The 26,871-nt window shown below is 48.5% G+C and carries 21 protein-coding genes; 7 read left to right on the forward strand and 14 right to left on the reverse strand.

What is annotated here, in order from left to right:
• Window positions 1–587: 587 nt before the first annotated feature.
• Together J2T16_RS18085 and J2T16_RS18090 are read left to right on the forward strand one after the other, a co-directional pair.
• Window positions 588–1,421 (forward strand): futalosine hydrolase, encoded by an 834-nt coding sequence (locus J2T16_RS18085; protein ID WP_221787700.1) that lies wholly within the window; start codon window positions 588–590, stop codon window positions 1,419–1,421.
• Complete coding sequence (locus tag J2T16_RS18090) at window positions 1,418–2,260, forward strand: 1,4-dihydroxy-6-naphtoate synthase (RefSeq protein ID WP_499018955.1); 843 nt, start codon at window positions 1,418–1,420, stop codon at window positions 2,258–2,260. The genes J2T16_RS18085 and J2T16_RS18090 overlap by 4 nt, the downstream gene beginning before the upstream one ends.
• Window positions 2,261–3,102: 842 nt before the next feature.
• Here J2T16_RS18090 and J2T16_RS18095 read toward each other — a convergent pair.
• Window positions 3,103–3,735, reverse strand: a complete 633-nt coding sequence (locus tag J2T16_RS18095; protein ID WP_336122736.1) for a pyroglutamyl-peptidase I — start codon at window positions 3,733–3,735, stop codon at window positions 3,103–3,105.
• A gap of 324 nt (window positions 3,736–4,059) precedes the next feature.
• Complete coding sequence (locus tag J2T16_RS18100; protein WP_499018956.1) at window positions 4,060–5,061, reverse strand: Gfo/Idh/MocA family protein; 1,002 nt, start codon at window positions 5,059–5,061, stop codon at window positions 4,060–4,062.
• Between the two features lie 230 nt (window positions 5,062–5,291).
• Between J2T16_RS18100 and J2T16_RS18105 the strand changes: the two genes are divergently transcribed.
• The 4 genes from J2T16_RS18105 (at window position 5,292) to J2T16_RS18120 (ending at window position 10,302) form a co-directional block, all read left to right on the forward strand.
• Window positions 5,292–7,046 carry a helix-turn-helix domain-containing protein gene (locus tag J2T16_RS18105; protein ID WP_499018957.1) on the forward strand — a complete coding sequence of 585 codons (1,755 nt, stop codon included), beginning with the start codon at window positions 5,292–5,294 and terminating at the stop codon, window positions 7,044–7,046.
• Between the two features lie 201 nt (window positions 7,047–7,247).
• On the forward strand, window positions 7,248–8,219 hold the full coding sequence (locus J2T16_RS18110) for a FecCD family ABC transporter permease (RefSeq protein ID WP_253500309.1): 972 nt from the start codon (window positions 7,248–7,250) through the stop codon (window positions 8,217–8,219).
• A 14-nt stretch (window positions 8,220–8,233) separates the two neighbouring features.
• Window positions 8,234–9,277, forward strand: a complete 1,044-nt coding sequence (locus J2T16_RS18115; protein WP_499018988.1) for a FecCD family ABC transporter permease — start codon at window positions 8,234–8,236, stop codon at window positions 9,275–9,277.
• A gap of 62 nt (window positions 9,278–9,339) precedes the next feature.
• Window positions 9,340–10,302 carry an iron-hydroxamate ABC transporter substrate-binding protein gene (locus J2T16_RS18120; protein WP_154890928.1) on the forward strand — a complete coding sequence of 321 codons (963 nt, stop codon included), beginning with the start codon at window positions 9,340–9,342 and terminating at the stop codon, window positions 10,300–10,302.
• 208 nt (window positions 10,303–10,510) lie between these two features.
• Here J2T16_RS18120 and J2T16_RS18125 read toward each other — a convergent pair whose 3' ends face one another.
• From J2T16_RS18125 to J2T16_RS18145, 5 genes are all read right to left on the reverse strand, one after another.
• Window positions 10,511–10,933 (reverse strand): macro domain-containing protein, encoded by a 423-nt coding sequence (locus J2T16_RS18125; protein ID WP_499018958.1) that lies wholly within the window; start codon window positions 10,931–10,933, stop codon window positions 10,511–10,513.
• 59 nt (window positions 10,934–10,992) lie between these two features.
• Window positions 10,993–11,931: a TIGR02452 family protein gene (locus tag J2T16_RS18130; RefSeq protein ID WP_499018959.1), complete on the reverse strand. Its 939-nt coding sequence runs from the start codon at window positions 11,929–11,931 to the stop codon at window positions 10,993–10,995.
• Window positions 11,924–12,409 (reverse strand): riboflavin biosynthesis intermediates N-glycosidase, encoded by a 486-nt coding sequence (ybiA, locus tag J2T16_RS18135; protein ID WP_154959808.1) that lies wholly within the window; start codon window positions 12,407–12,409, stop codon window positions 11,924–11,926. The genes J2T16_RS18130 and ybiA overlap by 8 nt, the downstream gene beginning before the upstream one ends.
• 84 nt (window positions 12,410–12,493) lie before the next feature.
• Window positions 12,494–13,402 carry an NrtR DNA-binding winged helix domain-containing protein gene (locus J2T16_RS18140; RefSeq protein WP_154984560.1) on the reverse strand — a complete coding sequence of 303 codons (909 nt, stop codon included), beginning with the start codon at window positions 13,400–13,402 and terminating at the stop codon, window positions 12,494–12,496.
• A 217-nt stretch (window positions 13,403–13,619) separates the two neighbouring features.
• Window positions 13,620–14,594: a helveticin J family class III bacteriocin gene (locus J2T16_RS18145; RefSeq protein ID WP_154890927.1), complete on the reverse strand. Its 975-nt coding sequence runs from the start codon at window positions 14,592–14,594 to the stop codon at window positions 13,620–13,622.
• Between the two features lie 268 nt (window positions 14,595–14,862).
• Here J2T16_RS18145 and J2T16_RS18150 point away from each other — a divergent pair, with 268 nt between their 5' ends.
• Entirely contained in the window at window positions 14,863–16,017 is a 1,155-nt protein-coding gene (locus J2T16_RS18150; protein WP_499018961.1) for a DUF418 domain-containing protein, read from the forward strand.
• Between the two features lie 161 nt (window positions 16,018–16,178).
• Here J2T16_RS18150 and J2T16_RS18155 read toward each other — a convergent pair whose 3' ends face one another.
• From J2T16_RS18155 to J2T16_RS18185, 7 genes are all read right to left on the reverse strand, one after another.
• The gene (locus J2T16_RS18155; RefSeq protein ID WP_499018962.1) at window positions 16,179–17,741 is read right to left on the reverse strand and encodes an ATP-binding protein; all 1,563 of its coding nucleotides are present in this window, start codon (window positions 17,739–17,741) and stop codon (window positions 16,179–16,181) included.
• Window positions 17,742–18,066: 325 nt separating this feature from the next.
• Window positions 18,067–19,086, reverse strand: a complete 1,020-nt coding sequence (gene mglC, locus J2T16_RS18160; RefSeq protein ID WP_154890711.1) for a galactose/methyl galactoside ABC transporter permease MglC — start codon at window positions 19,084–19,086, stop codon at window positions 18,067–18,069.
• Window positions 19,083–20,606 (reverse strand): sugar ABC transporter ATP-binding protein, encoded by a 1,524-nt coding sequence (locus J2T16_RS18165; protein WP_221790731.1) that lies wholly within the window; start codon window positions 20,604–20,606, stop codon window positions 19,083–19,085. The genes mglC and J2T16_RS18165 overlap by 4 nt, the downstream gene beginning before the upstream one ends.
• Window positions 20,607–20,681: 75 nt before the next feature.
• The gene (locus tag J2T16_RS18170) at window positions 20,682–21,758 is read right to left on the reverse strand and encodes a galactose ABC transporter substrate-binding protein (protein WP_154890709.1); all 1,077 of its coding nucleotides are present in this window, start codon (window positions 21,756–21,758) and stop codon (window positions 20,682–20,684) included.
• A 353-nt stretch (window positions 21,759–22,111) separates the two neighbouring features.
• The gene (locus tag J2T16_RS18175; RefSeq protein ID WP_499018963.1) at window positions 22,112–23,341 is read right to left on the reverse strand and encodes a substrate-binding domain-containing protein; all 1,230 of its coding nucleotides are present in this window, start codon (window positions 23,339–23,341) and stop codon (window positions 22,112–22,114) included.
• Window positions 23,328–25,109 (reverse strand): cache domain-containing sensor histidine kinase, encoded by a 1,782-nt coding sequence (locus tag J2T16_RS18180; RefSeq protein ID WP_499018965.1) that lies wholly within the window; start codon window positions 25,107–25,109, stop codon window positions 23,328–23,330. The genes J2T16_RS18175 and J2T16_RS18180 overlap by 14 nt, the downstream gene beginning before the upstream one ends.
• A 38-nt stretch (window positions 25,110–25,147) precedes the next feature.
• On the reverse strand, window positions 25,148–26,758 hold the full coding sequence (locus J2T16_RS18185; protein ID WP_499018966.1) for a response regulator: 1,611 nt from the start codon (window positions 26,756–26,758) through the stop codon (window positions 25,148–25,150).
• Window positions 26,759–26,871: the final 113 nt, after the last annotated feature.

Genomic DNA, 26,871 nt, shown 5'->3' on the forward strand with positions numbered 1-26,871 from the left:
AGGATGAGTCAGGGTGGGTTAGTGTGAGGTGGGAAGAGCTAAGATGGGATGAGTTAGAGTCAGTGTGAGTGTGAGTGTGATGAGTGAGTGTGAGTAATAGTAAGGTGGAAAGTTTTCATTTTGCTATTCGCTATTCGCTGTTCCGGCTTTCGGAAAGGACATGATCGTGTTTGTAACTTGTCCACTTGTCGTGTACATTTGGGGATTTTGTTTATCAAAAGGTGGACACTTTTCTTAAAAGAACACACTTCACCTACCAACCTACATATAGATCAAAAATAACAATTTTGATTTTCCCATCTGTATATGGTGTTACAATCATTAGCGGTGGGACATGCTCTTTTGGAGAGTACTGTCCACTCTTTGAAAGACAAAAAGAATGAATTTGTTCCCATACAGTGGACATTTATATACGTATAAGTGTATGGTTACGAGTTTGAGTTCGGGTTATGTGTGTGTATGCAAACGAATGATGAATTTTTGCAAAATACTAAAGTAGATAGCCTTCTAAACACTATCCGTATGCATGCTGGGCTTGGCAACGCCGATCTATCTACTATTACAATTAAAATCGAGGTAAACAACTCATGAACATAACAAAAGGTACGATTTCTGATAAGGCCGCTTCTACAGCCGCTCTCTCCGCTTCTTCACGCATACTGATTGTAACGGCTGTGGACGCGGAAAAAGACGCCATCCTTCGCGGCTTGGGTGATCATGCCGCAGCACAGTTTGATGTTATTGCAGCGGGCGTTGGCCCTGCCTCGGCCGCTGCCGGAACTGCCGCTGCGCTAGCTTTCGCTTCAGCAGCGGCACGTGAACTGGCGCACGGCAAGGCCGCGCCAGAGGAACTTGATGCGGCGCAAGGCACAGCCGCATCTTCAGGGCCGGGGCCCGTTGCCGGGACCGGCGCCAGATCATCAGCCTATGGGCTGGTGATCAGTGCCGGCATCGGCGGCGGGTTCCCCGGCCGGGCGGACGTCGGCTCCCTCGTGGTAGCCGACGCCATGGTTGCAGCCGATCTGGGCTCGCAGACGCCAGACGGCTTCCTCTCTGTGGACGAGCTCGGATTCGGCTCGTCCCGTGTGGCGGCGGACGCGGTGCTTGCCGCGCGCCTTCGCCATGAGCTGCAGCGGGCAGGGCTCGCTGTCAGCGGAGGCACTGCGGTCACCGTGTCCACGGCGACCGGAACCGCGCAGACGGCCGCGGAGCTGTTGCGCCGCGTGCCGGATGCTGCCGCCGAAGGCATGGAAGGCTTCGGCGTAGCAACAGCTGCGCAGCAGTTCGGCCTGCCGGTGCTCGAACTGCGCGGCATATCTAACGCGGTCGGTCCACGCGACCGCGACGCTTGGCGCATCAAGGATGCCCTGGATGCGCTCCAGGCAGCAAGTTCTATTTTACGGGAGGTTATTACATCATGAATATTGCTTTTTCCCCTTGTCCTAACGATACTTTTATCTTTCACGCTTGGGTACACGGTCTGATTTCTGGTGCACCTGAGCTTGACGTTCGCTATGCGGATATCGATATAACGAACGGTCTTGCTGCAAGTCCAATTGGACCAGACATTCCGGAAGTGATGAAAATCTCTTATGCAGCGCTACCTTATGTATTGGAAAACTATGCTTTATTACCTGCTGGCGGTGCTCTGGGCAGAGGCTGCGGCCCTTTGGTTTTAACAGCTGATCGAACAACTGATCCGTCATACCTGTCTGGACGACGTGTTGCCGTACCAAGCGAGCGCTCGACAGCCTATCTGTTATTCCGTCTATGGGCCGCGAAAAATGTTCCTGGCGGTGTCGGTGAAATTGTCGTCATGCCTTTTGATAAAATTATGCCTGCCGTTCGTGATGGTCAAATCGATGCCGGGCTGGTTATCCATGAAGCACGTTTTACGTACCAAAACTATAACTTGCAGCTGATGACTGACCTCGGCAACTGGTGGGAAAATGACACAGGCCTGCCGATTCCGCTCGGTGCCATTATTGCCCGCCGCGATCTGGATGCTCACGCATTGGCCGGCTGGGCACGTGCCTCTGTGGAGTACGCTTGGGCTCATCCTGAAGAATCGCAAGCATATGTCATGGAGCATGCACAAGAGATGGATCCCAACGTAGCCGCTCAACATATCGACCTGTACGTCAACGAATTCAGTGCTAACTTGGGTCCAGACGGCTATGCTGCGATTACGGCCCTGCTTGGTCGTGCCATGCAAGAAAAACTGGTTCCCGAGTTTGACTTGAACTTGTTAAAAATCTAACCTTCACGTTGCGATGCTCTCTATCGGCTGGTATTGGAATGTTTCCATGTTGTTTAACTCTGAACTTAGCCGGAGCTACTACTCCTTAAGGTTTTGACCTATCTTTTATGTACCGTCTATCTCTAACGATCCTGACAGGCCTTATTTGACTCATTTTTGCAGTCTGCAAATTCTAACGATCACCAGAAACCTTATTTAGCCGAAAATGGTCCTTTTTCATCTCAATCTGGTCTATTTCGGTGAAATAGCGTTCCTACGGATCGTTAGAATTCTAAAACCGCCAAATTGGTGTAAATAGCGTCTGTGGGGATCGTTAGAAATTGCGCCAGATAGTCATGCAGTATCATTGGCCCTAACACGCCGTAAGATTGAGTCTACACAAGGTTTCCACCCTCATATTGGGTACTAGCTCGTAAAACTCCCCTATGATTGGGAGATATATGTGTAAAAACCAAACTAATCAAATACATGTAGGGCAACTCCTCTCGCCACCTTTGTGACGTATTGGAGTTGCCCTTTTATTCGTTGAGTTGGTTTATCAGTTATGGCTTGCTTATAGCCTATAGTTTGTTTGTGGGTTACCTGGTTGTTGATTGTTTATTAGTTTATTGATTTCCTCGTATTAGTTTCCTCGTTGTATCGGTTTGGTTGTTAGTTTGGTTTGTTTGTTGTTTGTTGTTTGTTGTTTGTTGTTTGTTGTTTGTTGTTTGTCGCCAGGTTATTGATATATTGTTTGCCTCGTTATTAGTTTATCATTGTTGGTTGCCTGATTAGTGTTGATTGTCCGGATCCGCTTTTTGTTGGTTACCTAGTTATTCGTTACTGCTTGATATATTGGCATTTTATTTATTTGTTTCCGTCTCCGACATAACCGTGCGAATCATCGATCGCAGTGCATCCAGCATCACTGGAAGTGGCAGAGATGGGACAGAAGGTGCCTGCACAGCCATTTCTGTCGAAGCCGGAAAATGAACAAAGCCTGCTCGCACAGACAACTGTTGCAACCGAATGTAATCGAGTATCCGGTACATCGTGTTATTACATATATATGTTCCCGCCGTATTGGAGACTGTTGCTGGTATGCCTCTAGCCGACATATCATTGACCATCTTCCGGATAGGCAAGGTGGAAAATAAACCATCGGGACTTCCGGCTACAATCGGTTCATCCACAGGGCGCTGACCCTGATTGTCCGCATAAGATCCGGGCGGAATGTCCTTCACATTAATGGCGATGCACTCTGGCGTAATTGCCGTTCTACCTTTTGCTAACCCGCAGGCGATAACGATATCCGGCTGAAAGGCCTGCATCTCTGCAATCAGCATGTCTGCACACTCATCAAAATTCACAGGTAGCAACACGGTTTTTAATACTGCTCCCTCGATTACCTCATGCGCTAATGCTTCCATTAACGCTCCTGTCGGATTGACAGCATCACCGCCAAAAGGTTCAAACCCCGAAATCAGAAACTTCATCAACTGCTGCACTCCCTCCCGATGGACTAATCCAAATGCTACAACCTGCTTCGCCTAATTAGTAACGCTACTCTTCCGTTATACAACTGCAAGGCTTGTACAACTCCAGCGCCCCTTTTTAATCAACCCGCCAACCCTTTGTTTATTTCTGCGGATACAACAACAGATGCCATCACAATAAACTAACTGGACTACATCACTTAAAGAAAACACTCGCCATAAGCGTGGGACTTCTCACACGCCCGGCATTTCCAGCGTTCCATCCAGCTTGCGTGTATCTAAGTCACTATAAATAAGGCCTTTCCCATCACTAGCCAGCGACACTTACTCCGATCTGTAGCGCAATCCCCACTGCCGGCGAACCGTGTCCATCAGCTTCATGATCTCCAGGGATTCGTCCAGTTTCATGGTATGACTCTCTGTTCGCCCTTGCAGAATGCAACGTCCAGCCTCTTCTGCTTCAAACGCGTACCCGAGACAAGTCCGATCATCCACAAACTTCTCTGGCTCGTCCTGTCCGTTCACATGTAAATAAGCTTCTTTGCCTGCGAAGAAAAAAGGCAGACGAATTCGGCCTTCCGTACCATAAATGACGGCCTCATTGTTCAGATTCAAACGAATGGCACCGCTTAGTGACGCCGAACGCCCCTCGGAATAAGACAACAATATAGAGAATTGCTCGTCCACACCGGTTTCCCCAATGTGTGCTGTGCTCCATACATGTTGAGGTTGTTCACCGAAGATCATCGACGCGAAAGAGATCGGGTAAACTCCGGCATCCAGTAGCGCACCACCGCCCAGATCGGGATTAAGCAGCCGCCCCTCCGGCTCCCAGCCGATGCGGAATCCAAAGTCTGCCTGCACCATCCGTACTTCACCAATACGACCTTCCGCAATCCATGCCCGTGCCTGTACAATCGGTGGCAGGAAGCGTGTCCACATGCCCTCCATCAGGAAAAGTTTCCGTTCTCGCGCCGTTTCCACGAGCGGCTCCAGTTGACGTGAGTTCATCGTAAACGGTTTCTCACAAAGTACCGCTTTGCCCGCTTCGAGGCAGGCCATCACATTTTCCTTATGTACCGGATGCGGCGTTGCCACATAGATGATATCCACCTCAGGGTCTCGCAGCAATTCATCATATGAAGCGTAAGCGCGTTCAAAACCATATTCGGCTGCAAATTTCTCCGCACTACCTGCGGTTCGTGAACCAACCGCTGCTTTCACCGCATTCCCCGCATGTGCCAAATCCTTGGCAAACTGGGATGCAATCCATCCCGTGCCCATAATGCCCCATCGTACCTTATCCTGTCCCGCTGTCTGTGTCATACGTACATCCTCCCTACTACCAATTTGCGTATTACAAGGTTCATGATTCAGACCAGCCAACATGGTATCTCTCTTATTTTACCAAAAAGAAACGTTTTCGTCAGAAAAGCTTGCTTCCCTTTATCACATTTCAATTCCGCAACAGATTTGCTAAGATAACTTGGAGACACATAATGAGCACATGTACCCTGTTGAAGAACACAATGATCCCAATGAAAGGAAGGTACGCTATGATCTCTGAGCCAAATCAAGGCCATAACCGCATACCTTCAGATGACGAACTGACTGTACGCCCTAGCGGCAATTTAAATCATATAAATACACGTGCAACGGCTCGCAATGAACTTCACCAGTTCCTGGATCATGCCTTGGTTGAACTTCGCCGGGCAGAGCATGTTAACACACAGCAACGTTTCCGGTGGCAGACGGACGAACTCCGGAATCATACCTTCATCTATATACATCGCTTCACGGGAACACAGATTGTGGATGCAGAGCCATCCCGTGTTGTTCGCAAAGCGGCCTGTTTGTACCCACCCGGAACCCGTTTGGAACTTGTGTCGGATGTCGATCAAGATGCCGAGCTGTATATTCTTGAATTTGACCTGTTTCGAGTGACGGAGAAAACAGAAGCGAAGCGCATCTATGAACGTGAACTTCATTCACCTGTTGCCGGATGGATTCGAGGTCCCTTTTACGGCATTCAACGGATCGCTACCCAACTGATCGAACTTACACATCCCGATAACGAAACAGCATCCCGTGAAATCAAAGCACAATTACTATTAGCCGAGCTACTCTATCTACTCTGGCCTGAAGAACATGCAAGCCCTACGGATGAATCGGAGCAGGATGATCCGGAGTCCTGGTTAAAATCCACATTGCAATATATACAGCAGCATTATATGCATGAGATTAAGCTGGATACCTTAGCCGAACTGGCCGGCATGCATCCGTCGTATTATTCTCAACTGTTCAAAAGCCGAATGCACAAAAATCCGATCGAATACATTACTCATTTGCGTATGAACCGGGCGAAGGAAATGTTACTGACCTCCGATCTGCGTATTCGTGATGTCGCCCGTGAGGTCGGTTACCGTGACGAGTTTTATTTCAGCAGACGGTTTCGTAACTATGCCGGTTATGCTCCAACGGCTTATGCCAAGCAAGTTCATCGCAACATAGTGTCACTCTCTTATCCCTATACCGATCATCTGATGACACTTGGCATCACACCCTGTGCAGCACAGATTCAAGGCCATCTGCCACATCTGCCCCGTTCGCTTACCATGCCTTTTCATGCCTATGAACCGTGGGAACAAGGACGGCAGGCATTTCTCGATGCGAATCCCGACCTGATTCTGACCAAAGATAACGCTACGGCTAAAGCGATGGAACATATTGGTGATGTTGCACCCATCATAACCATTCCATGGAACCAGACCGACATGTTCGGCCATTTGGAACAGATCGCTTCGATTGTAGACCGGACTCAGGCGGCCAAAGAATGGCTGGACAAGCATGAGCGCAAAGCAGAGCGTGCGCGCAAGAAGATCAAAGAAAAGGCTGGCAGCCTCACTGTAGCTGTAGGTACATTAACTTCCAAAGGGCCGCGGATGTACAGCCACCGTAACTTCGGTCATGTGTTTTACCGGACGCTACAACTCAATGCACCTCAGCGTATTCAGACGGAACTGAACGGCAAGGCTCCCGGGATCGGCTTCAACTGGATGCCTTTCACACCGGGAGAATGGGACGGTCTGGAAGCCGATGTGCTTGTACTTGCGACAGACAACCTGCATCACCCGGCAACATTATTGCAAAAATTAAAGAATGATCCACTATGGAACAGCCATCCCGCCGTTCGCAGCGGCCGTGTGCATCTTGTAGATTGGAACGCTTGGGTTGTGTACGCTCCATATTCCATTAACATCCAGCTTGAGGAAGCGCTCTCGATGTTGACGAACAGGCCCGCACTTTTGTAATCTAAAAAATGTCCATTTCCCAAATCTTAATTTATGCCATGTACGGGCCTGGATTAAGATTTTATAATATTCACTAATTGATAATGATAATCAATAACAACGAAAGATGTTATTTGTTATAAAGGAGTGACCCGTATCCAACATCCGGGACTGCCTCATCGCCCGTCCATGACTCAACGATCTGCAGTCACCGTTGGGCTGATGTTTCTGTCTGCCATCGCGATCCTGCTGATCAGCATGTTTGTTGCCATCTCATTAGGAGCCAAAGGCTTAACACTGGAAACCGTGTGGACAGCCATTTTCCAGTACAACCCGGCTCTGACACCGCATCAGATCATTCATGAATTGAGACTGCCACGCGTGCTTGCTGCCGCTGTGATTGGAGCAGCTTTTGCTGTAGCCGGAGCCTTGATGCAAGGCATTACCCGTAATCCACTGGCCGACACCGGCATCCTTGGCATTAACGCTGGAGCAACGTTTGTCGTCGCATTAAGCTTTGCGTTCTGGCCGGGATTATCTTATGGATGGATTATGCTTTTATCGTTTATAGGAGCCGTGCTCGGTACATTGCTCATCTTTCTGCTGGGCATGGCTGCCCCAGGGGGCTTGAGCTCCATTAGGCTCACGGTGGCTGGTGCAGTGATTGCCGCAATGCTCGGTTCTCTGAGCACAGGAGTAGCCATTTATTTTGATCTGAGCCAGGATCTGGCCTTCTGGTATGCGGGAGGTTTTGGAGGTATTGAATGGCGCCATCTGAAACTGATTCTTCCGGTGTTGCTGCTCACACTACTATTAACCATGCCGATCGCACGTCGTGTTTCGCTGATGTCTCTGGGGGAAGAGGTCGCCATTAATCTCGGGATGAACCTGCGCTGGACTCGCTTTCTTGCTCTTGCCGCTGTCGTTGTGCTCGCAGGGGTGTCCGTCTCCGCTGTAGGTTCGATTGGATTTGTAGGGTTGGTTATCCCTCATATCTCCCGTAAACTGGTTGGCGTAGACTATAGGCTCATCATTCCGATGTCTTCCCTGCTCGGGGCGATTCTACTTGTGCTCGCTGATCTCGGGGCACGCATCGTGAATCCGCCTCAGGAACTGGCGGTAGGTATTATGGTCGCTTTTGTCGGTGTACCGTTCTTCCTCTATCTAGCCCGTAAAGAAAGGAGGGCTTTGTAGTGAAGAAACAGGGAATGAAACTCCTCTTCAGATCCCCTTTAGAGAAGTTTAATCAGACCTCTCGGGGCAAAAGAGCCGTACTTATCAGCTCTGTTCTGCTGTGTCTCGCAACATTGGTGATTCTCATCAGTCTGAATACAGGCACAATTCGCGTATCCCCACTGGCCGTGGTGCAGACCTTGCTGGGACAAGGGAGCGAACAGGATCAGATCATCCTGTTTGACTACCGATTGCCCCGCATTCTGGTTACCGTTCTTGCCGGAGCTGGATTGGGTATTGCAGGTGCTGCGCTGCAAGGCATTACACGTAATGCACTTGCCGATCCGGGGATTCTGGGCTTGCATGCCGGGGCGGCTTTTGGGCTAATGATTTTTGTCAGCCTGTCGTTCAGCATGGATACCTCAGTAGCACTGTTGATCCCACTCTTTGCTTTTGCCGGCAGTGTAGCTGCAGCGCTGATTATTATGCTACTGTCCTATGATCGAAACAGCGGCGTATCACCAATTAAACTGATTCTGGTCGGCATTGCTGTTGCTGCTGGATTTCATGCGCTTACGCTCTATCTGTCGCTACGTCTCGACGAGGACACGTATTCATTCGCTGCACGCTGGCTTGCAGGCAGTGTATGGGGTCGAGACTGGATTCATGTCCAGGCTTTGTTACCTTGGACCGTAATCTGCATCGCCTATATCTGGAGCCGTTCCAAAACGTTGGACGCCTTCCATCTAGGCGATGCCGCTGCGACCAGCATCGGCACACCTGTGCGCTCGCGGCGCATCCTGCTTCTGCTCTGTGCCGTTGCCTTATCTGCGGTCAGCGTATCTGTCGCTGGAGGTATTGGCTTCATTGGACTCGCCGCCCCGCATCTGGCCCGCAGACTGGTCGGGCCACTGCACCGGCACTTGATTCCCGCCGCAGGACTGATCGGCATGGTGATTCTGGTAACGGCCGATACGGTCGGCCGGACAATATTTGCACCAAATGCCATACCAGCGGGTGTTGTTGTAGCCGCGATTGGCGCGCCCTATTTTTTATACCTGCTGGTACGAACGAAATAAAGCTATCCAAAATATGAATTTCATCCATGAGATGTTTAAGGAGAACGCGAATTATGTTTATGTTGAAGAAAAATCTTATGCTTATGCTTATGCTAACGATCAGTTTGGTGCTGGTACTTGCAGCCTGCGGAACGGCCAAAACGTCCACATCGGGCGCGAACGATTCAAACACCAATGCTAACACAAACACCTCCGCAGACGATTCAAATAGCACTGCTGCTTCAGGTGCACCACGTATCGCTTCCATGTCCATCCACCTGACCAATGATTTGCTGTCCCTCGGGATCACGCCTGTCGGTTCTGTCATCGGCGGGGAAGCGAAAGGTTTCCTGTCCCATGTGGCTGATCGCCTGAAAGATACAACGCCACTTGGCCCGGTCAAGGACCCTGATATGGAAGCACTGCTTGCACTTAAACCGGATGTCATCTATCTGGATGAGGAGTTCTCCGGTGACGATGTGGCCAAATTCGAAAAAATTGCACCTGTACATGTGTTCAATCTGGACAACGGCACATGGCGGGATCACCTGAAAGAGATTGGCAAACTGGTAAATCGCGAGAAAGAAGCGGAGCAGTATATTCAGGACTATGAGACAGAAACAAAAGAAGTCCAATCACTGATTCATGATCAGATCGGTGACGGCACTGTCATGGCTATTCGTGTCACAGCCAAGGAATTACGCGTATTCAGCACACGCCGTCCTATGGGCCCTATTTTGTACGATGATCTCGGACTGACTCCAGCCAAAGGCATCAAAGACATGGATACCTCCAAGCCATATCAGGTCGTATCCCGTGAAGTGTTGCCAGACTATGATGCCGATGCGATCTTTGTCGTGGTTAACTCGGATGATGAAGCCCAAACGATGTTCAAAGAGCTGCAAAGCAATCCAATCTGGCAAGGGCTGAAAGCGGTCAAAGCAGGCCACGTGTACCCGATCGGGGCACAGCCTTGGCTTGATTACTCTTCCATCGGGAACAAGATGGCTATGGATGAAGCAAAAGAGATGTTTTCCAAAAAATAAACCCAGCTTCGCCTATTCATAAAAACAAAAAAAAACCTCGCTTCAGTAACGGAAGTGCGATTGCGAGAACACAGGGCATATGATTCATGCTCCGAGCTTAATGAATACAGGGATCAGACTTCGTAATAGTCTTACTCCCTGTACCTCGCATGCTTCCTTACCCAGCTGAGGTTTTTTCTTTTAGATACAACATACCGATTGTACTCGATCATACTGTGCATACAACGATCTCAATATCCATCTCCGCAAACGTATTCTGAATAATTACGCTGACCTTCTCCCACTTCAATCTGTCCAACCCGCAACCGATTCGAGGCATAGCCAGCCCAGTAATTCCCTGTTCTAAGCAGACATCCCGCATAGACTCAACCGCCTGGGTTAATGATGCATACGTAGGTTTATTCGAAAATTTGGCTTTGGTCACAAGATTCAGCGTCCTTCCAACCGGATAACATCGCCCAATCTCCAGCGGCTCCAGCTTCGCTTGCTCCTGAAGAGTCTGTAGATCAAACCGCTCTCTGAATTGCACCGCGATTCCTTTACCCATTCTCGCATCAGCGGATATGCAGTGTGCCAGCGCATAGTGATGCTCTAGTTCAAACAAATCCTGCTGTCGTTCATGAAATTGCATGTTAGTTCCCCTTTCTATGACATGACGTCCGTGCTTTCTCCTACTTCACCTGCTCACACTCATGCTAGCAGACGCTTGAAGGTCTCCAACGTTCGCTGTCCTGCACTCCGGTCATATATGGCAAATACGATGTGATCAAAGTAGTCCCTGTATCCTTCTTCATCCAAAACCTCGGCAAAATACGATGCCACCTGTGCCGGTTCATTCCGGAACACACCACAGCCAAAGGCCCCAAGTACGATAGTTCTATGACCTTGTACAGCGGCAACCTCCAATATATATCGAATGCGTTGCTTCATGACCGACTTGATCTCTGCATCTGTTGCTTCCTTCCGCTCTTTGACTACACCTGCATTTACCGCTGGAGCGGTGATAAAGGCCGTTGTGTAATATTGATCCAGCAATCGGTCGTAGTCGTCACGGATCACGGGAACATCTGGAGAATATATCATATGGTCTGAATAGAGGCACGTACGTTGCTTGCGATTGTACTCATACATCTCTGTCATCTGGGCAATACATGGATATAGCCCTGTTGCCCGTGCCAAGCTTTCCTCCTGAGCCTGACTTCCACCAAGGAAACCACCGCCCGGATTTTTGGCCGATGCAAAATTCAGACAAACGACATCCGTTTTGCCTTCCTCTAGGGTTAGACGCGCTGCTGCTGCCAGCGTCGTTTCACCGGTTACTTCCATCCGGGCCGGGTTTCCTCCTTTGCGCAATTTCTCCCCTAGTTGAGAAAGCTCCGAGGGCCTATAGAGAACTGAATTTTGAATGGCTTGCTCCATGTCTTTCTTGATATGAACAGCACGATCATAACCGTTTACATACACGCCTTCCTCCAGAATCTCCAGCGTCTGATGTGCTATACGTGAGCGTCCGGAACGAGAGCTAACGCCAGTCTTATCTGTTGATGCGTTAGAATTACGAGACCCGGTGGTCGTATTATTTGAATTACTGATGTTGCTGTGTTTGTTTTGTTTATCGAAGTTACTCATGTCGATCCCTTCCTATCTCTTCTCTCAGACGAGTAAGAATCTCACCTAGCCAGTTCGTTCCTCGCCATGTTTTTCGGTTACGAATACGCGGATCTTCCTCCGCCAGCCCCACACCCCAGATCCGATCATCCGGGCTTGCCTCTACAAGTGTTGTGCCTTGGGTGGCGAGCAAAGCCGCCAGTAAATCCTCGTTCTGTGTAAATTTTGCCTGATTGCCTTCATAGACAATGCGCTGGCACTCGCTTTCCCATATGGTCTGGTCGAAACCTGTGACCTGGCGCCCCAGCTTTTTTTGTACCGAAGCCGAACGGGTCTTCATGATTTTATCCGCAATCTGTTGATCGCCAAAGAGCAGTGCTTTCTGATGCATCATATATTGCTCTGCACTTGTATACTGAACCCCGTCCACCGTAAAATCAGCCTTAAACCACTGGGAGAACGGCGATGCTGTCTGCCAGAAAAACGTAAACTTTTCCATACATATCACCTCTTACTTCGTTCCATTCCAAACGATTGCTTACATCCTTCGGATTGAACTATTTCTACTCATGACTAACTCCAACTACAGTACTTCTCTCTCCGGATTTAATCGGTACAGCCGGGATGGCCGATGACCCGCACTGCTTGTATATTCCCCCGTTTCAATCACCCAGTCTGCCATTTTGCGCCGAAATGCAGCTGCCAACAGTTTTCTGCCGCTAATAATCTCATACACTTTCTGCAACGCCGTTAACGTGAATTTCTCCGGCATCAGATTAAACGCGATATCCGTATATTCAATCTTGGAACGTAGCCGCTCCAGCGCGTAATGAATAATTTGGGCATGGTCGAATGCGATCCCTTGAACATCCACCAAACTCAACTTGCTGTTCCGCACTCGCCCTTCTACCTGCTCTGTGGTCTCCACAGTGGCTGACAACTGTTCTGTTTCATTGCTCAAAATAAGCTGCAATCTGCGCTCTGTTACCCGGCCGCGTTCATGAATATGACGTTTCTCTTCAATGAGTTTCTGCTCTACCCGGAACCAGCTTGCGTCGCTGGCATCATCACCCGCCTGAAGCTCCAGTTCACTGCTGTCCACCAGAGCCATATAAGAGCAACTAATGACCCGTGTGCGCGGATCGCGGCCTACATCTCCCCATGTATACAGCTGTTCCAGATAGATACCGTCCAGTCCTGTCTCCGTATGCAATTCCCGACGGGCAGCATCCTCCAGTGATTCATCCATGGAGACAAATCCCCCTGGCAGTGCCCATTGCCCCAGGTAGGGGTGACCTCCCCTGCGAATCAGCAGTAAACCAAGCTCCGGTTCCGCCAACTTACGGTAATTTTCCTGTTCTCCGCTTCGAATCGTAAATACGAGCATATCCACAGTAACCGAGGGACGTTCGTATTCTCCGGCATCATAGGTTTTTAAAAACTCTTCCTCGCTAATGTTGACTGGATCAAACGCTTTGTCTCCATGAGACATGGTTCATACACCTCATCCTGTTATTAACAATATGTTATTAACAATTCGTTAATAACAATGTAGCATACTCGTAGGGAGCAGGTCAAATCTTCCATAAAGCCAAAAAGCCGCCACCTTTGCTCTACACTTTCATAGCAAAGGTGGCGGTTAACACACCCGTTTAATATTCCATAGAATTTATAACGCGGTGCAGTCTCAGAGACCCACCTAATCTTTCTTAAAACACGCTATCCGGAACGTAGTATATTTTCTGCCCACTGGATTTATTTCCTGGATCGGCAACAATCAGAAAGTAGACGTTCCCGTTCTTGTTTTGTACACCCTCGATTTCGTGTTTTCCGACATTCGTTATTTTTACAAGAGACTGATACACGCCTGAACTGGAAATTTTAGCAATCTGAGGTGTATCTCCTTCGGCCCCGCCGGATGTAAATATTTGAGTCTTACCGAGCAAGTCTACTCCTTGGAATGACCCATTTGGCCGAATTATTCCGCTGCCCGACTGCGTGAAACTGGAAACAGCCGCCTTAATTGCCGCAGGGCTGTCCATGCGAACCTGCTTGTTTTGATCAAGCAACCTGTTTAATGCAGCCGTATCATACACAGACCAGACTACCTTATCCGTGTTGGACTTTCCGCCTTCCCTCGTTTGAATTCTGAACACGGTGTAGTTGCTGTTGCCACCGCCATCCACTCGGTATGTCGTTCCCTGTTTCGTACCCTTTTTATTCGCATAGTTCATATAAGTAAACCGATGAAGGTCGGTATAATCTACAGTTTTGCCAGCAGCATATTGAAGTCTAGCTACTTGAAGTGACCAGACGTTATCAGATGATGAATCCGCTTTGGAGCTAAAATAAAAATAGTTCGCTCCGTTGTACGTATACATATCCAGCGTCTGGCAGTGCCCGCTGTTCGTAATCGTCATATGATCCACGTATTCGGCATTATTGCCTTTGATTAGTAGTCTGGATAGTTGACATGTCGTATTCACCCGCTGCGTTACGTATACGTATTTGTCTGCTATATAAGCCTTCTGCACCACCCGGTTAAATTTGAGTCCTTTGAGGTTATAAGCCAGTTTTGCTGAAGCATTTACGGTTTTTCCTGGAGAAGCTGCAATAGCCGGGACCACAGACATCATAAATAGCATTACTGCCAGAAAAGCGGCTACGATCGTTTTCCACTTCATTGCTGCAAGGTTGAGAGATTGTTTTTTAATCACATAGGTGCCTCCTTTTTCATTAAGTACGGAATACATCGGATATGTTAGGTGGTCTCTGAGACGATACCGCATTCAATAGATAATACCATATTTTCCAAATTACGAATCATAAATTGCACATCACGAAACTACTACTTCTCCAAGAACCTAATTTCCTTTAAAATTGAATAATTCTTTTTAGTACATTTGTGTTATATTGTTTTTAATTCATATGTACCAAAAAAAGGAGGACTTCATGAAACGAATTGCCCTACTCGATATTCTTAGGGGTTTTGCTATTATTGGCACCTTGGGAACCAACATCTGGATTTTTGCTTACCTTGGTGATCTGAACCTGGTATTCGGTAACGCGCTTGAGCCGTGGTGGAGTTCAGGAGATCGCCTGATGCAGACGATCATGCTCATCTTGGTGAATGGAAAATTTCTTGGTATGCTCACTTTGCTATTTGGAGCCGGCATGGAATTGAAACGCCAAAAAGCAGCTCGTGAAGGCTACGCATGGCCCGGTGTCTATATCTGGTCATGTGCACTTCTGCTGCTGGACGGACTATTGCACTATATTTTGGTAATGGAATATGACGTATTGATGAGTTATGCCATTACTGGCATGATTGTTTCGCTGATTATTCACCGCTCCAGGCGCTTTATGCTAACGATGATGGTGATTGCAGGAGGCATACATGTGATCGGCGTTACGGGAATTACAGCCTTGCTGGCATTTGAATCCGGTTCATCCTTCAACGGTATGGATACCCTTACACACCTGTACGCTTCTGGAACGAGGTGGGAACAAGTGCTGTTCCGGTTGCATAACTTTGGTTTTTTCCGTGCAGAATCGATAGCCATTATCCCATTGAATGTTTTTCTCTTTCTACTAGGAGCACTGCTTATGAGAACGGGAGTATTTTCTAACGACGAGTCCGGACGCCGTAAGCGCCGTAAACTGATGATTACCGGACTTGCGGCAGGTATTCCTCTGAATCTGTTGTTGCTCGTTCCCGGTGGAGTTATGGATATATGGGTACGCTATATCAGCGCGCCAGTACTTACGCTTGGTTATCTCGGAATCATTGCTTATGGATTAGAAAAAGGTCTTTTCCCCAAGCTGTTCCAGCGTTTCGGTGAAATTGGCAAGATGGCGCTGAGTTGTTATATCGTACAGAATATCATCGCCTCTGTGCTCTTCTATGGATGGGGACTTGGTTTTGGCGGACGCCCGTCTTCTCTGTTTATTTTGCTCATGTGGCTTGGTATATGCCTCTTACTTATGCTTTTCTCACACCTCTGGCTACGCAAATATCCACTAGGTCCAGTCGAATGGTTGTGGCGCAGGTTGTCGATCTCCCCTTCTCCTAAACCCGGGCGTACGTCTCAAGACACATCTGTATAAATGCGTTTCGCGCAAATAAGGGCATCCCGGAACTCCATCGATGATTGATCGTAATCAATGACCGATGGAGTTCGTAGGATAGCCCTTGTTTATTCCATACTGCTAAACAACCCAGCACGCCTTATCCCCCCTTTTTGCGCTGGTCTGACACACAACACTAACTATTCGCCCGATTCCACAGGCAAACACAAGGTGAACGTGGAACCTTCCCCCATTTCACTGGAAACGGTAATACTACCGTTATGGTCCTGAACAATTTTTTGGCAAAGTGCTAGCCCCAATCCCGTTCCCTCCTCTTTTGTTGTGAAAAACGGGTTGAAAATCGCGGTTAACGAACGCTCGGGAATCCCGCTCCCCGTATCCGCTATGGAGATCAACACGTTATCCCCTTCCTGTATCATATCGATATGTACCTCTCCGGGGTCTGACATCGCTTCAAAAGCATTACGAATCAGATTGATTAGAACTTGTACAATTTTATCCCGATCCATGTTCACACAAACCGACTCATCCCGCACATGAAGGGTAATCCGATGTCCTCTGGAAGCCGCATCCGATTCGGTCAAAGACATAACACGCTCCAGACAATGTGCCAGCTTCTCCGGTTTCATATGATGGGCTTGAGGTTTGGAAAATTGTAAAAATTCTCCCGTTAAATCGGTGACTCTGGTGACCTCACTCATAATAACTTCATACCACGGTGCGATATTAAAGGATTGCCCACGTGACAGTTGCAAAAATCCTCGGATGGCGGTGAGTGGATTACGAATCTCATGGGCCATCCCTGCAGCAAGCTCACCTACAGCACGCAGTCTTTCGGAACGGAACACTTCCTCTTCATTTTTAATCCATTGACTACGCTGTTGCTCAATCAGTTGATCTTCCGCAATGGTCATGAATTGTTGCAAAGTCTGTGATAACCTCGGATAACGCGATATGCTATAACTTACTTGCAATCCTTGTAGCTGATTAGACAACAAGGAAGATATCCGTTCTTCGATATAGGGTATTTGCGGCAACACAATGGCAAATCGGTCACCCGCATACCTCGATATACCATAAGATTCGGGGAACTGGTTCGTGATCTTTTGTCCGATACCCTTAATGACTGCACACCAGGGATCATCTGATTCCTTTTTGTAACCACTAAAATTATTAACATTCAAAAGAATCAAGAGAAAGGATCGTTCTTCCTCCAACGTCTTATGAAGCACCTGCATGTATCCTTCATAATTTAACAATCCCGTAAGCGGATCATGAAGGGTAAGAAACCGATTTTTTTCCCGAAGTTTCCGTTGTTCAGACTCACTGTTCATTAAAGTATGATATAGCCAAATAACCACTACCGCGGTCAGCAAATCAAATAATGACACCAGCAAACTGTATGGTTCTATCGGAACATATGACAACCTGATGATCGTATACTGGAGCATAAGCAGCAGCGAAATCGGTAAGGTCTGTACCATTCTCTGCTTGTCCTGAATCATTGAAATGATGAGCATATAATAGAGCAGATTACACCAGTTTAATTGACTGAAATAATGAAATGCACCAAGGATTAACCATTGAATCCATGTTAAAAATGGATAACGCCGTTCCGCCCATATGCTGATAATTAGCAGAATGCCTGTGACGATCATCAAGGTTGGATGCGATGCTTGTCCCAGTACAGTAGAGGATACCATGACAAGCAGACAACCTATTGGGAAAATTACCATCTTCATTGTGTAACTTAGCAAATAGCCTCGCCCCCTTAGACAAAAGTCACACTTTCAAACATATACACAAATATTATATCGATTATGATTAGCCGATGTTGTCGATTATTGGAAGATGTTAAAATTCGCAAGAATATATAATTTTCACAAACAACAGGACATATGAATGCATTGAAATGTAAAAATGTGCACATTAATATTTCCGTACGTATCTCGCAACGCAAAATTCATCATAAACTATTCAAAGCCAGCTCTCGAGGGATGAGGGCTGGCTTCTTTGTTGTTTTTCCATATTAGGTAACTTGTTCTGGAAGAATAAGCGGATTTCCTATTATTTCTTAGCCATATATTTTCGAATATCAAACGCTACAGCTGCAACAATAATCAACCCTTTAATAATCAGTTGCCAGTAAGGACTTACCCCGATGAAGGTGAGACCGTAGTTAATGACGCCAAAGATCAGCACGCCTGCCATCACACCGGGTACAGTTCCGATTCCTCCAGCCGTAGACACCCCGCCAACAACACATGCAGCAATGGCATCCAGTTCGTACATATTACCGTAGTTGTTCGTTGCTCCGCCGGTACGAGCCGCTTCCAGTACTCCGCCCAGTCCATAAAGCGCCCCAGCAATCGCGTACAACGCAATCAGGTTTCGAGCGACGTGAATACCGGATACGTGAGCGGCCTGAATGTTTCCGCCGATGGCATACATATTTTTACCCAGACGGGTTTTGTTGAAAACAACCCAGCAGATCAGTGCTACTCCAATGGCGATGAGCACGATGTAGGGGATCGAATAGCCTCCACCCAGATCAATATAACCTGATCCTATTGTCGTGAAATCCGGTCTAAGCCCTCCGATGGGTTGCGACTGGTTGGGTTCTGTATCGAAGTAGATCGAGTTCAGACCATAAACAGCGACCATCGTACCCAGTGTGGCAATAAAAGGGGGGACATGTAGCTTGGCAACGATAAGGCCATTTACTAAACCAACGAGCAACCCTGCTATGATGCCGATTACGATCGGCAAGCCCACCCATAATTGCGGCAGATCCGGGAAAAAGCGATTGGCATACGTATCAATCTGTAACATCGATGCCGATACCACTGCTGTCAGACCAACTACGCGTCCAGCCGACAGATCGACGCCTCCCGTCACCAGGATGAACGCCGCACCCAGTGCGATAATCGCGCGAGTGGAAGATTGTTGTAAAATATCTCGCAGGGTGGAAAATGCGAGAAAGTTCGGATCGGCAATGGCGATACCGATAACAAGCAGGATCAGCACAATAAAAATCGCACGCTGAGCCACATATTGCTTCACTTGATGAACAAGGGTTGTATTCATTTGTGTTCCTCCTGACCAGCCATCCGCTGCTGCGCGGCCAGCCTCATAATATGCTGTTCTGTCGCCTCGGCTCCGTCCACAATACCGGTGAGGCGTCCTTCGCTCATGACCATAATGCGATCTGACATCCCTAGCAATTCAGGCATCTCGGAGCTGATCATGATAATGCTTTTGCCTTGCCGGGCCAGTTCCGTAATGATCGTATAGATTTCGAACTTGGCTCCAACATCAATTCCGCGTGTGGGCTCATCCAGCAACAGAATCTCAGGGTCAGTCAAGAGCCAGCGAGCCAGCAGTACCTTCTGCTGATTGCCTCCAGACAAGTTCCGAATGAGCGTGTTAACTGAAGGCGTTTTGGTTCTGAACTTTTGCGTCTGTTCCCGTGCCTCTTCCCGTCCCTTCTTCTCGTCCAGCAAACCCAGACGATTTCGGTAACGACCAAGGCTTGCGATAATCGTATTCTCATAAACGGATAACACGGGGAATATCCCGGTCACTCGTCGCTCTTCGGTTAATAGTGCTATGTTATGACGCTTGGCGGCAGCGGGCGAGTTAATCTTCACCTTGCGACCATGAATGGTAATCGTACCGGAAGCCAGTCCTCGCAGTCCAAATAAGGATTCCATCAGTTCCGTCCGCTGCGCACCTACCAAACCGCCAATGCCAAGTACCTCGCCTTTGCGCAGATGAAACGAAACATCCCGGAACGAATTCGGCTGATTCGACGTCAGACCCTCTGCTTGAAGAATGACTTCACCAGGGACATTAAGCCTTTCCGGGAATCGTTCACTTAAATCACGTCCAACCATACGTGTAATGATCAGGTCTGTCGTCAGATCCGCAGCATCCCAAGTGCCTACAACAACTCCATCTCGCATAATAGTCACTTCATCCGAGATCGTTAAAATTTCCTCCATCTTGTGTGAGATGTAGATGATGGACACGCCGCGGCTTCGCAACTTATTGATGATCGTAAACAATTGCTCCACTTCTTTACCCGTAAGGGATGAGGTCGGTTCATCCATCACAATCACTTTGGAGTGAAACGATACCGCTTTGGCAATTTCCATGGATTGAATTTTGGACACAGACAACGTTCCAGCAAGTGCCTTCGGATCAATATCCAGATTCAAATCCTGAAACAGTGCCAGCGTATCGGCATACATCCGTTTCTCATCCACCAGAAGCCCCTTCATCGGGAAACGTCCCAACCATATATTTTCCATCACCGGACGGTGCGGAACCGGATTCAACTCCTGATGAATCATGGATATACCCTGCTGTAATGCGGCCTTCGAATTCGGTATTTCTACATCCTTGCCTTCGATGCGCACTGTGCCTGCATCGGGACGATACATCCCAAACAAACATTTCATCAAGGTTGACTTTCCCGCCCCGTTCTCGCCCATCAACGCATGAACGGTTCCCGGCTTCACCTTCAGTGTGACTTCACTGAGCGCCTGCACGCCGGGGAATGCTTTGGAAATCCCCTTCATCTCCAGCAGATAAGGTGACTGCATCTTCTATCTTCCCCTTTCATCTGACCGGCAAAAAAAGGACGCTGCCAAGATGACATACGTCCCTCTCTGCTACTATTATTGGGCGTCGGCAATGTTGTCTTTCGTAATTTTTTTGTAAGCAATCCAGACATATTTCCCGTCTGTAATATCAAATTTGGTATTTTCTTTGGTTGGTGTCTCGCCTTTGGCAAGAACAGCCGCCAGCGCAACCGTTGCCGCTCCCTGATTTTTGGCATCATTCAGCACGGTGCCCAGCATGGTACCATCCTGCAACGCCTGAATTGCTGGAGCTGTAGCATCCACACCTACGACAGGCATCGTTTTGCCATCCTTGAAGTAACCCGCTGCTTTCAATGCTTCAATCGCACCAAGTGCCATGTCATCATTGTTCGCCAGTACCGCTTCGATTTTGTCGCCATGCGAAGCAAGGAATGCCTGCATTTTCTCTTGGCCTTTTACCCGATCCCACATCGCCGTATCTTCGGCCAGTGCTTCAACTTCAATGCCGGCATCCTGTATGGCTTGAACCGAATATTTGGTGCGTAGCTCGGCATCCTGATGACCCGGTTCACCTTTTAGCATGACATATTGCAGCTTGCCATCGCCGTTTTTATCAGCTTCCGGATGTGCTTTCCAGTAATCCACGATCAACTGACCAGAAATTGTACCGGACTCTTCCGCTTTCGCACCGACATAATACACTTTATCCCACTTGTTCATGTCCTCTGCTACAGGCTCACGGTTCAGGAATACTACCGGAATATTAGCCGCTTTCGCCTTGTCGATAATGACACCTGCTGCGGTCCGGTCTACCGGATTCACCGCCATGGCATTGTATTTCTTGGATACAAACAGGTCGACCTTCTCGTTCTGTGTCGGCTGCGCATTCTGACTGTCTACAATATCAAGGGTAGCTACGCCCTCCGCCGCTGCAGTCATTGCGTTCCTTACTCCTGTCATAAACGTATCGTCAAACTTATAGATGGCAACGCCAATTTTCGGGTTTTCCGTTTGCGTTCCGGCTTCCGCCTTCGTGCCACTGTCTGTTCCCGCGCTTCCGTTCCCACCAGCGCTGTCTCCTCCGTTGCTGCACCCTGCCGCCACAGCCATGCACACCGTAAGCAATAATGTCATCCACGTTTTCTTTTTCATTCTTCATGACCTCCCCCAAGTTCATTCGGCTTTACCGATGTCTTTATTATGAAAGGGTTTACATTGTTTTCGAATACAATATCTTCATCTGTTCTATCGAAATCCTCATCAGTTCATCTATTCTATATAAGTTGAACTAAAAGTTTTTTACACGGTCCACTCCGATGACTGAATAAACTTCCAATCGCTGTTATCCCCAGATTTTTTCGATTCCCTTTTTCATAGGGAAAAATCCGGTGATAAAGGCGAGCGCTTCGCTTTTCCAGTTTTTTTCTGTCCTCTCCGTTAATGTGTAAAATAAACAGTTCAACTTATATAAATCCCTTTTAAAATAGGGTTCAATGATCTAATCTTCATTGAACAAACGGAAATAAGAGCTTTTGATTATCCATCCAGAACATATTATCTGTGCTAACAACCTTGGTTTCCAAGATGACCCGGGTCTGAACATGCTCCCGCTTCAGTTTGGCGAGTGCCTGATTAAGCCCCAGGTAACCAGCACTGTACCCATTCTGCACAATCAGTCGTTGAAAAACGCCTTCCTGCAACTGCTCTAACTGCTGTTGTTCGCTGCCAAACCCAACAATGCTGAGCTGCCTTCCATCCTTGCGACGATGCAGTTCATCTGCCGCGCCGAGCGATGCCGGCTCTTGCAGGGCAATGATTCCGGTCAGCTCATGCTGATCCAGTAGTTGCTTGACTGTTTGCCAGCACGCATTCCTGTTGTTGCATACGGATTTGGGAATGATGTTGATGCCCGGGTATTGTTGCAACGCTTCCTCGATCCCTTGTTCCCTCAGAACCAGACCTTCGCTTAGCGGGTCCGGGCCTACTAAAGCAATAAGGCCATGGCCTTCCAGTAATTCGGCCAGGGCCTGCCCGGCTTGACGTCCTGCCTCAAGATTATCCATGGAGATGACGCTGGTAATGCCTTTGACGGGGAATTCATCATTCAACACAATAACAGGTACGATACCTCCATCTGTTCTCGCTGTCTCTGCCTTACGAATGATATCGCCAAGGACATCTTCGCTTAATGGATCAACCAGCAGTGCGGTTGCCCCTTGTTTCAATGCGAGTTCGGCTGCCTGGACCTGGGCTTGTTCGCGCTCACTGCGGGTATAATCCCGATTTGCCGTGGCTAGTGTTGCCACAGGTGGCGGACTTATTGCATAGTCCGCATTAGGTGAGGTGTGTGAAGCGGAATCCACCGGATACGCTTCAACGGTGATGAGCTGTGCGCCGCGCTCTTTGGCGGCAGCCTCAGCTCCCAGGCGGATCGCTTCGGCGAGCTCTCCCGTGCCCGCAGGCGTAATCAGCGCAATACGCTGTGGCGACGCCGGTTGATCCGCCTCTGCCATGCCGCAGGCGGCACAGATGAACAGGCAGCAGGCTATGGCTGCCTGGCACAAGGCTTTGAATAGCCATAATCCCGGGGAACCGGGAAGAGTGGCCTGGCTTTTTTTTGCCAATACACGGCATGTACTCTTGTTGTGGTTATTGATCTTGCTGCTGGTTCCACTAATGGATTCGTTATCGGTTTTGTTGCTCGTTTTGCTACTGATTGGGCTATCGTCCATCATTCATCCCGTCCTCCTTCTGTTCCTCCTGAACAGGAATCCGAATCCATACCGTAGTGCCTTCCTCCAGCTCACTTGCGAATTCCAGGCCATATCCCTCGCCATAATAGTGCCGGATGCGATCATGCACATTGCGTACAGCGACACCGGAACCCGCTCCGCTCTTCACCACCGGACGACCGCTGAGCAACCCCGCGAGCTGTTCCTCCGACATGCCTACACCGTTATCTGTAATGCGAAATATCAGAATCTGCTCTTCACGTTGCACATGCACCTCGATACTTCCCTCGTCCATGTGATACTCGATACCGTGTACAATGGCATTTTCAATGAGCGGCTGTAGTATCAGCTTCAGTGTCAGGCAGTCCAGCACCTGCTCATCCGCATGAATAGTGAAAGTAAACTTGTGTTTGAAACGCATCTGCTGAATGGTCAGGTAATGACGGGCATGCTCCAATTCTTCGCGGACGGTAATGATCGTTTTCCCTTGGCTGAGACTGATGCGGAATAACCGCGAAAGCGACGTAATCATCGTAATCACTTCATCATTACGGCTCATGCCCACCATGCGCACAACCGAATTCAGCGTGTTATACAGAAAATGCGGATTAATCTGGGCTTGTAGTGCCTCCAGCTCCAGACGGCGTTTTTGCTCCTGTTCATGAATGATCTCATCCATAAGGTTACGGATTTTGTTCACCATCAGGTTGAACCTACGCGCCAGGCGCTCGACCTCAAGCGGTCCCGTTATGGGCAGCTCCACGTTGAAGTCCCCTCGCTCCACCGCCTTCATCTTCCGTTCCATCCGCCGGATTGGACGCGTCAGACTCGAAGAGAGGAACAGGGATACCACAATGACAAGCACCAGCACAACGACCAGCACACGAATCAGGTATCCGTTCACTTCCTGACGTGTTGTCATAATTTCATCCAGATACGCCACACCGACAATTTTCCAACCGATATTGGCCACCGATTTGACGGTATTCAGCCTTTTTTGCCCATCCGCCTCATCTTCGTAACTCCCCGTAGCCACCAGTGCTTGCTCAATATTTTCTTTTTTCAGTCCCATATACATGAGTTGCTGCTGTGGATGATACACAATATTGCCAGCACTCTCATCAATAATATAGACGTAACCCCGTTGCCCCAGGCTGACCCGGCTGCTCAGTTCGTCCATTTGTTTAAAATTGATATCGACCAGCAGGATCACTTGCTTCTCCTGACCTTGCTGTTTGATGGTAATGCCCTTGCTCATGGAAACGACCCATTGATAAGGTCCAGCGTACATATTTTGAATATGAGGCAAGGAGAAACTTAGATGATTAGGTACACGCAGGGCCGATTGAAACCATCCTTGTTGAGTGACATGCGCGCTGCGCTTCAGTTCGGCAGCCGGCCTGTTCTTGAGCAACTGTCCGTCCGCGTCGAGCAGTGTAATGGAGATGATATCTTCCCGGCTGCTGAGCAAAGTATCCAGCTGTTTGTCCACCTGTTCCCCTTCCCATGTACCGTCCCGTAGCATATGTTCCTCAATGGCACGATACAGATGGGACATGCTGCGCACGTAATCCTCCAGGTTATAACTGACCTGATCCACGATCTGTCTGGTCGACAATTCTGCACTGCGCTCGGCAGCTTGGGTGAATTTGTCATGCAGTAATATCGCCATAATGGTTAGTACCAGCACAATGAAGATGGAGAAAGACCACGTAATAATAGAACGAATACTGCTGACCTTGGACGAACGTACAACCAAGCGGAGTTTCATCACAATAGACTTAATTTGTGTGGTTAACGTGCTCCAGCTCATTGAGGGGAACCTTCAGGGGTCGTAGTCGCCTGTTTCCGATACTCTTTGGGCGAGACGCCAGTATGCTTTTTAAAACAAAAGCTGAAATAATTCGGCTCGGCAAAGCCTACCTTCTCGGCTATCTCAAACGACTTCAGCTCCGTAGAGCGGAGCAGTTCCCTCGCTTCATCCATTCGAATCTGCATCAGATATTGCAGGAAGGTAAGCTGTACTTCTTTTTTGAAAATGCTGCAAAAATAACCGGAGCTGATATGTAGATGTGCGCATACCTTCTGAATGGACAGATCCGGATCGGCATAATGTTTTTTCGTAAACGTGAGCGCCTGCTCCACAATATCTTTGTATACATGCTGACGCCCGCTGGAGATTCGCTGTTGTACAAGCAGACAGACTTCACTCACCCTATGTTGTGCCTCGGACAGACCCGGCAGTCGGAACAGATCCGTATACAGCTGGAATCCGGCACCGAATATATCCTCCATCTCTTCGCCCGAGGCTTGTGCGGCCTTCCAAACGGTAGTTAATACTTCGATCAAATACAACTGAATATCACTGCGCCCGTGTTCCACCGTAATTTCCCGGAAAATGAGCTGTAGCCCTTGCTCCAACTCTGCCTGCGTTCCCGCCTTCAAACAGCGGGTTAACGTCTGTTGTTTCAATTCATCAAAACGTAGCTTGCCTGCGGCCTGCCGCTCCACGTCCGCAATGTAGATCAAGGAATCCGTTCCTGGCACAAGTCGGTAATCCAGCGCCAGCAAGGCATCCTCATAGGCATGTTTCACATCGGGAAGGGTGTCCACAAGCCTGCTCGATCCAATCGTTACAGGCACACGCAAATAGTGACGGATGCTTCGCACTACATTTTCCAGTGCATGCTGTTGCGGGTTTTCCGCCTTCCCTTCTATTCCGTCCAGCGGTTCCACGTAGAGCAATACAACCGTCTCTTGGTGCATAAAGGCATAGCCTGCCTTATGATCCGCCCACACCTCTGCCGCAATATTCAGCGCTGCAAACAGCTTCAATTCCGGATCTTCGGTCGGATGCAATGTAAGGATCGATACACCATAACGTTTACCTCTCAGTTCCAGTCCGCACTGGCTTGCCCGGCTTAATATATATGCTGATGATTTCTGGCGATGTAACAACGTTGCAATCAAATCCGCCTGTAATAAAGGCAAGCTGGTGCGATAGTGTTCTCGCAATTGTTGCACGTCCTCACGTTCCGCGATCTCCGCCTCCATCTGAGCACGCAATCTGGTGAGCAGTTCGGTAAGATGTCCGGCCGAGAAGGGCTTCAACAAATATTCATCCACACTGAGCGATACCGCCTGCCGAGCGTAATCAAATTCATCATATCCCGTTAAAATAACGACCTTCACTAGTGGATTTCGCTCTCTTAATCTTCGTGCCAGCTCCAATCCATCCATAAACGGCATGCTGATGTCAGTAATCACGATGTCGGGTTCTATCCTCTCTGCCATCTCCAGAGCCTCACGGCCATTCTCGGCCAGACCCACAATGCGTAGATCCATTGCCTCCCAATCCACCTCGACAACTAACCCTTCACGAACATCTTCCTCATCATCCACGAGCAGAACCCGGTACATGATACACTTCCTCCCTTTTTCTCTAACGAACGAATATGCACGGTCTTTAACCGATATCATAAAGCGCAAGGTTTCCAACATAATATACAATAAAACTCAATTCGTGTAATCGC

The sequence above is a fragment of the Paenibacillus intestini genome (genome assembly GCF_030803945.1).
In the GTDB taxonomy this organism is placed as follows: Bacteria; Bacillota; Bacilli; order Paenibacillales; family Paenibacillaceae; genus Paenibacillus; species Paenibacillus polysaccharolyticus.

Coding starts and splice junctions, on each gene's coding strand:
- J2T16_RS18085 (WP_221787700.1), top strand. CDS start 588: ATGAACATAACAAAAGGTACGATTTCTGATAAGGCCGCTTCTACAGCC.
- J2T16_RS18090 (WP_499018955.1), top strand. CDS start 1,418: ATGAATATTGCTTTTTCCCCTTGTCCTAACGATACTTTTATCTTTCAC.
- J2T16_RS18095 (WP_336122736.1), bottom strand. CDS start 3,735: ATGAAGTTTCTGATTTCGGGGTTTGAACCTTTTGGCGGTGATGCTGTC.
- J2T16_RS18100 (WP_499018956.1), bottom strand. CDS start 5,061: ATGACACAGACAGCGGGACAGGATAAGGTACGATGGGGCATTATGGGC.
- J2T16_RS18105 (WP_499018957.1), top strand. CDS start 5,292: ATGATCTCTGAGCCAAATCAAGGCCATAACCGCATACCTTCAGATGAC.
- J2T16_RS18110 (WP_253500309.1), top strand. CDS start 7,248: ATGTTTCTGTCTGCCATCGCGATCCTGCTGATCAGCATGTTTGTTGCC.
- J2T16_RS18115 (WP_499018988.1), top strand. CDS start 8,234: ATGAAACTCCTCTTCAGATCCCCTTTAGAGAAGTTTAATCAGACCTCT.
- J2T16_RS18125 (WP_499018958.1), bottom strand. CDS start 10,933: ATGCAATTTCATGAACGACAGCAGGATTTGTTTGAACTAGAGCATCAC.
- J2T16_RS18130 (WP_499018959.1), bottom strand. CDS start 11,931: ATGAGTAACTTCGATAAACAAAACAAACACAGCAACATCAGTAATTCA.
- ybiA (WP_154959808.1), bottom strand. CDS start 12,409: ATGGAAAAGTTTACGTTTTTCTGGCAGACAGCATCGCCGTTCTCCCAG.
- J2T16_RS18140 (WP_154984560.1), bottom strand. CDS start 13,402: ATGTCTCATGGAGACAAAGCGTTTGATCCAGTCAACATTAGCGAGGAA.
- J2T16_RS18145 (WP_154890927.1), bottom strand. CDS start 14,594: ATGAAGTGGAAAACGATCGTAGCCGCTTTTCTGGCAGTAATGCTATTT.
- J2T16_RS18150 (WP_499018961.1), top strand. CDS start 14,863: ATGAAACGAATTGCCCTACTCGATATTCTTAGGGGTTTTGCTATTATT.
- J2T16_RS18155 (WP_499018962.1), bottom strand. CDS start 17,741: ATGAAGATGGTAATTTTCCCAATAGGTTGTCTGCTTGTCATGGTATCC.
- mglC (WP_154890711.1), bottom strand. CDS start 19,086: ATGAATACAACCCTTGTTCATCAAGTGAAGCAATATGTGGCTCAGCGT.
- J2T16_RS18165 (WP_221790731.1), bottom strand. CDS start 20,606: ATGCAGTCACCTTATCTGCTGGAGATGAAGGGGATTTCCAAAGCATTC.
- J2T16_RS18170 (WP_154890709.1), bottom strand. CDS start 21,758: ATGAAAAAGAAAACGTGGATGACATTATTGCTTACGGTGTGCATGGCT.
- J2T16_RS18175 (WP_499018963.1), bottom strand. CDS start 23,341: ATGATGGACGATAGCCCAATCAGTAGCAAAACGAGCAACAAAACCGAT.
- J2T16_RS18180 (WP_499018965.1), bottom strand. CDS start 25,109: ATGAAACTCCGCTTGGTTGTACGTTCGTCCAAGGTCAGCAGTATTCGT.
- J2T16_RS18185 (WP_499018966.1), bottom strand. CDS start 26,758: ATGTACCGGGTTCTGCTCGTGGATGATGAGGAAGATGTTCGTGAAGGG.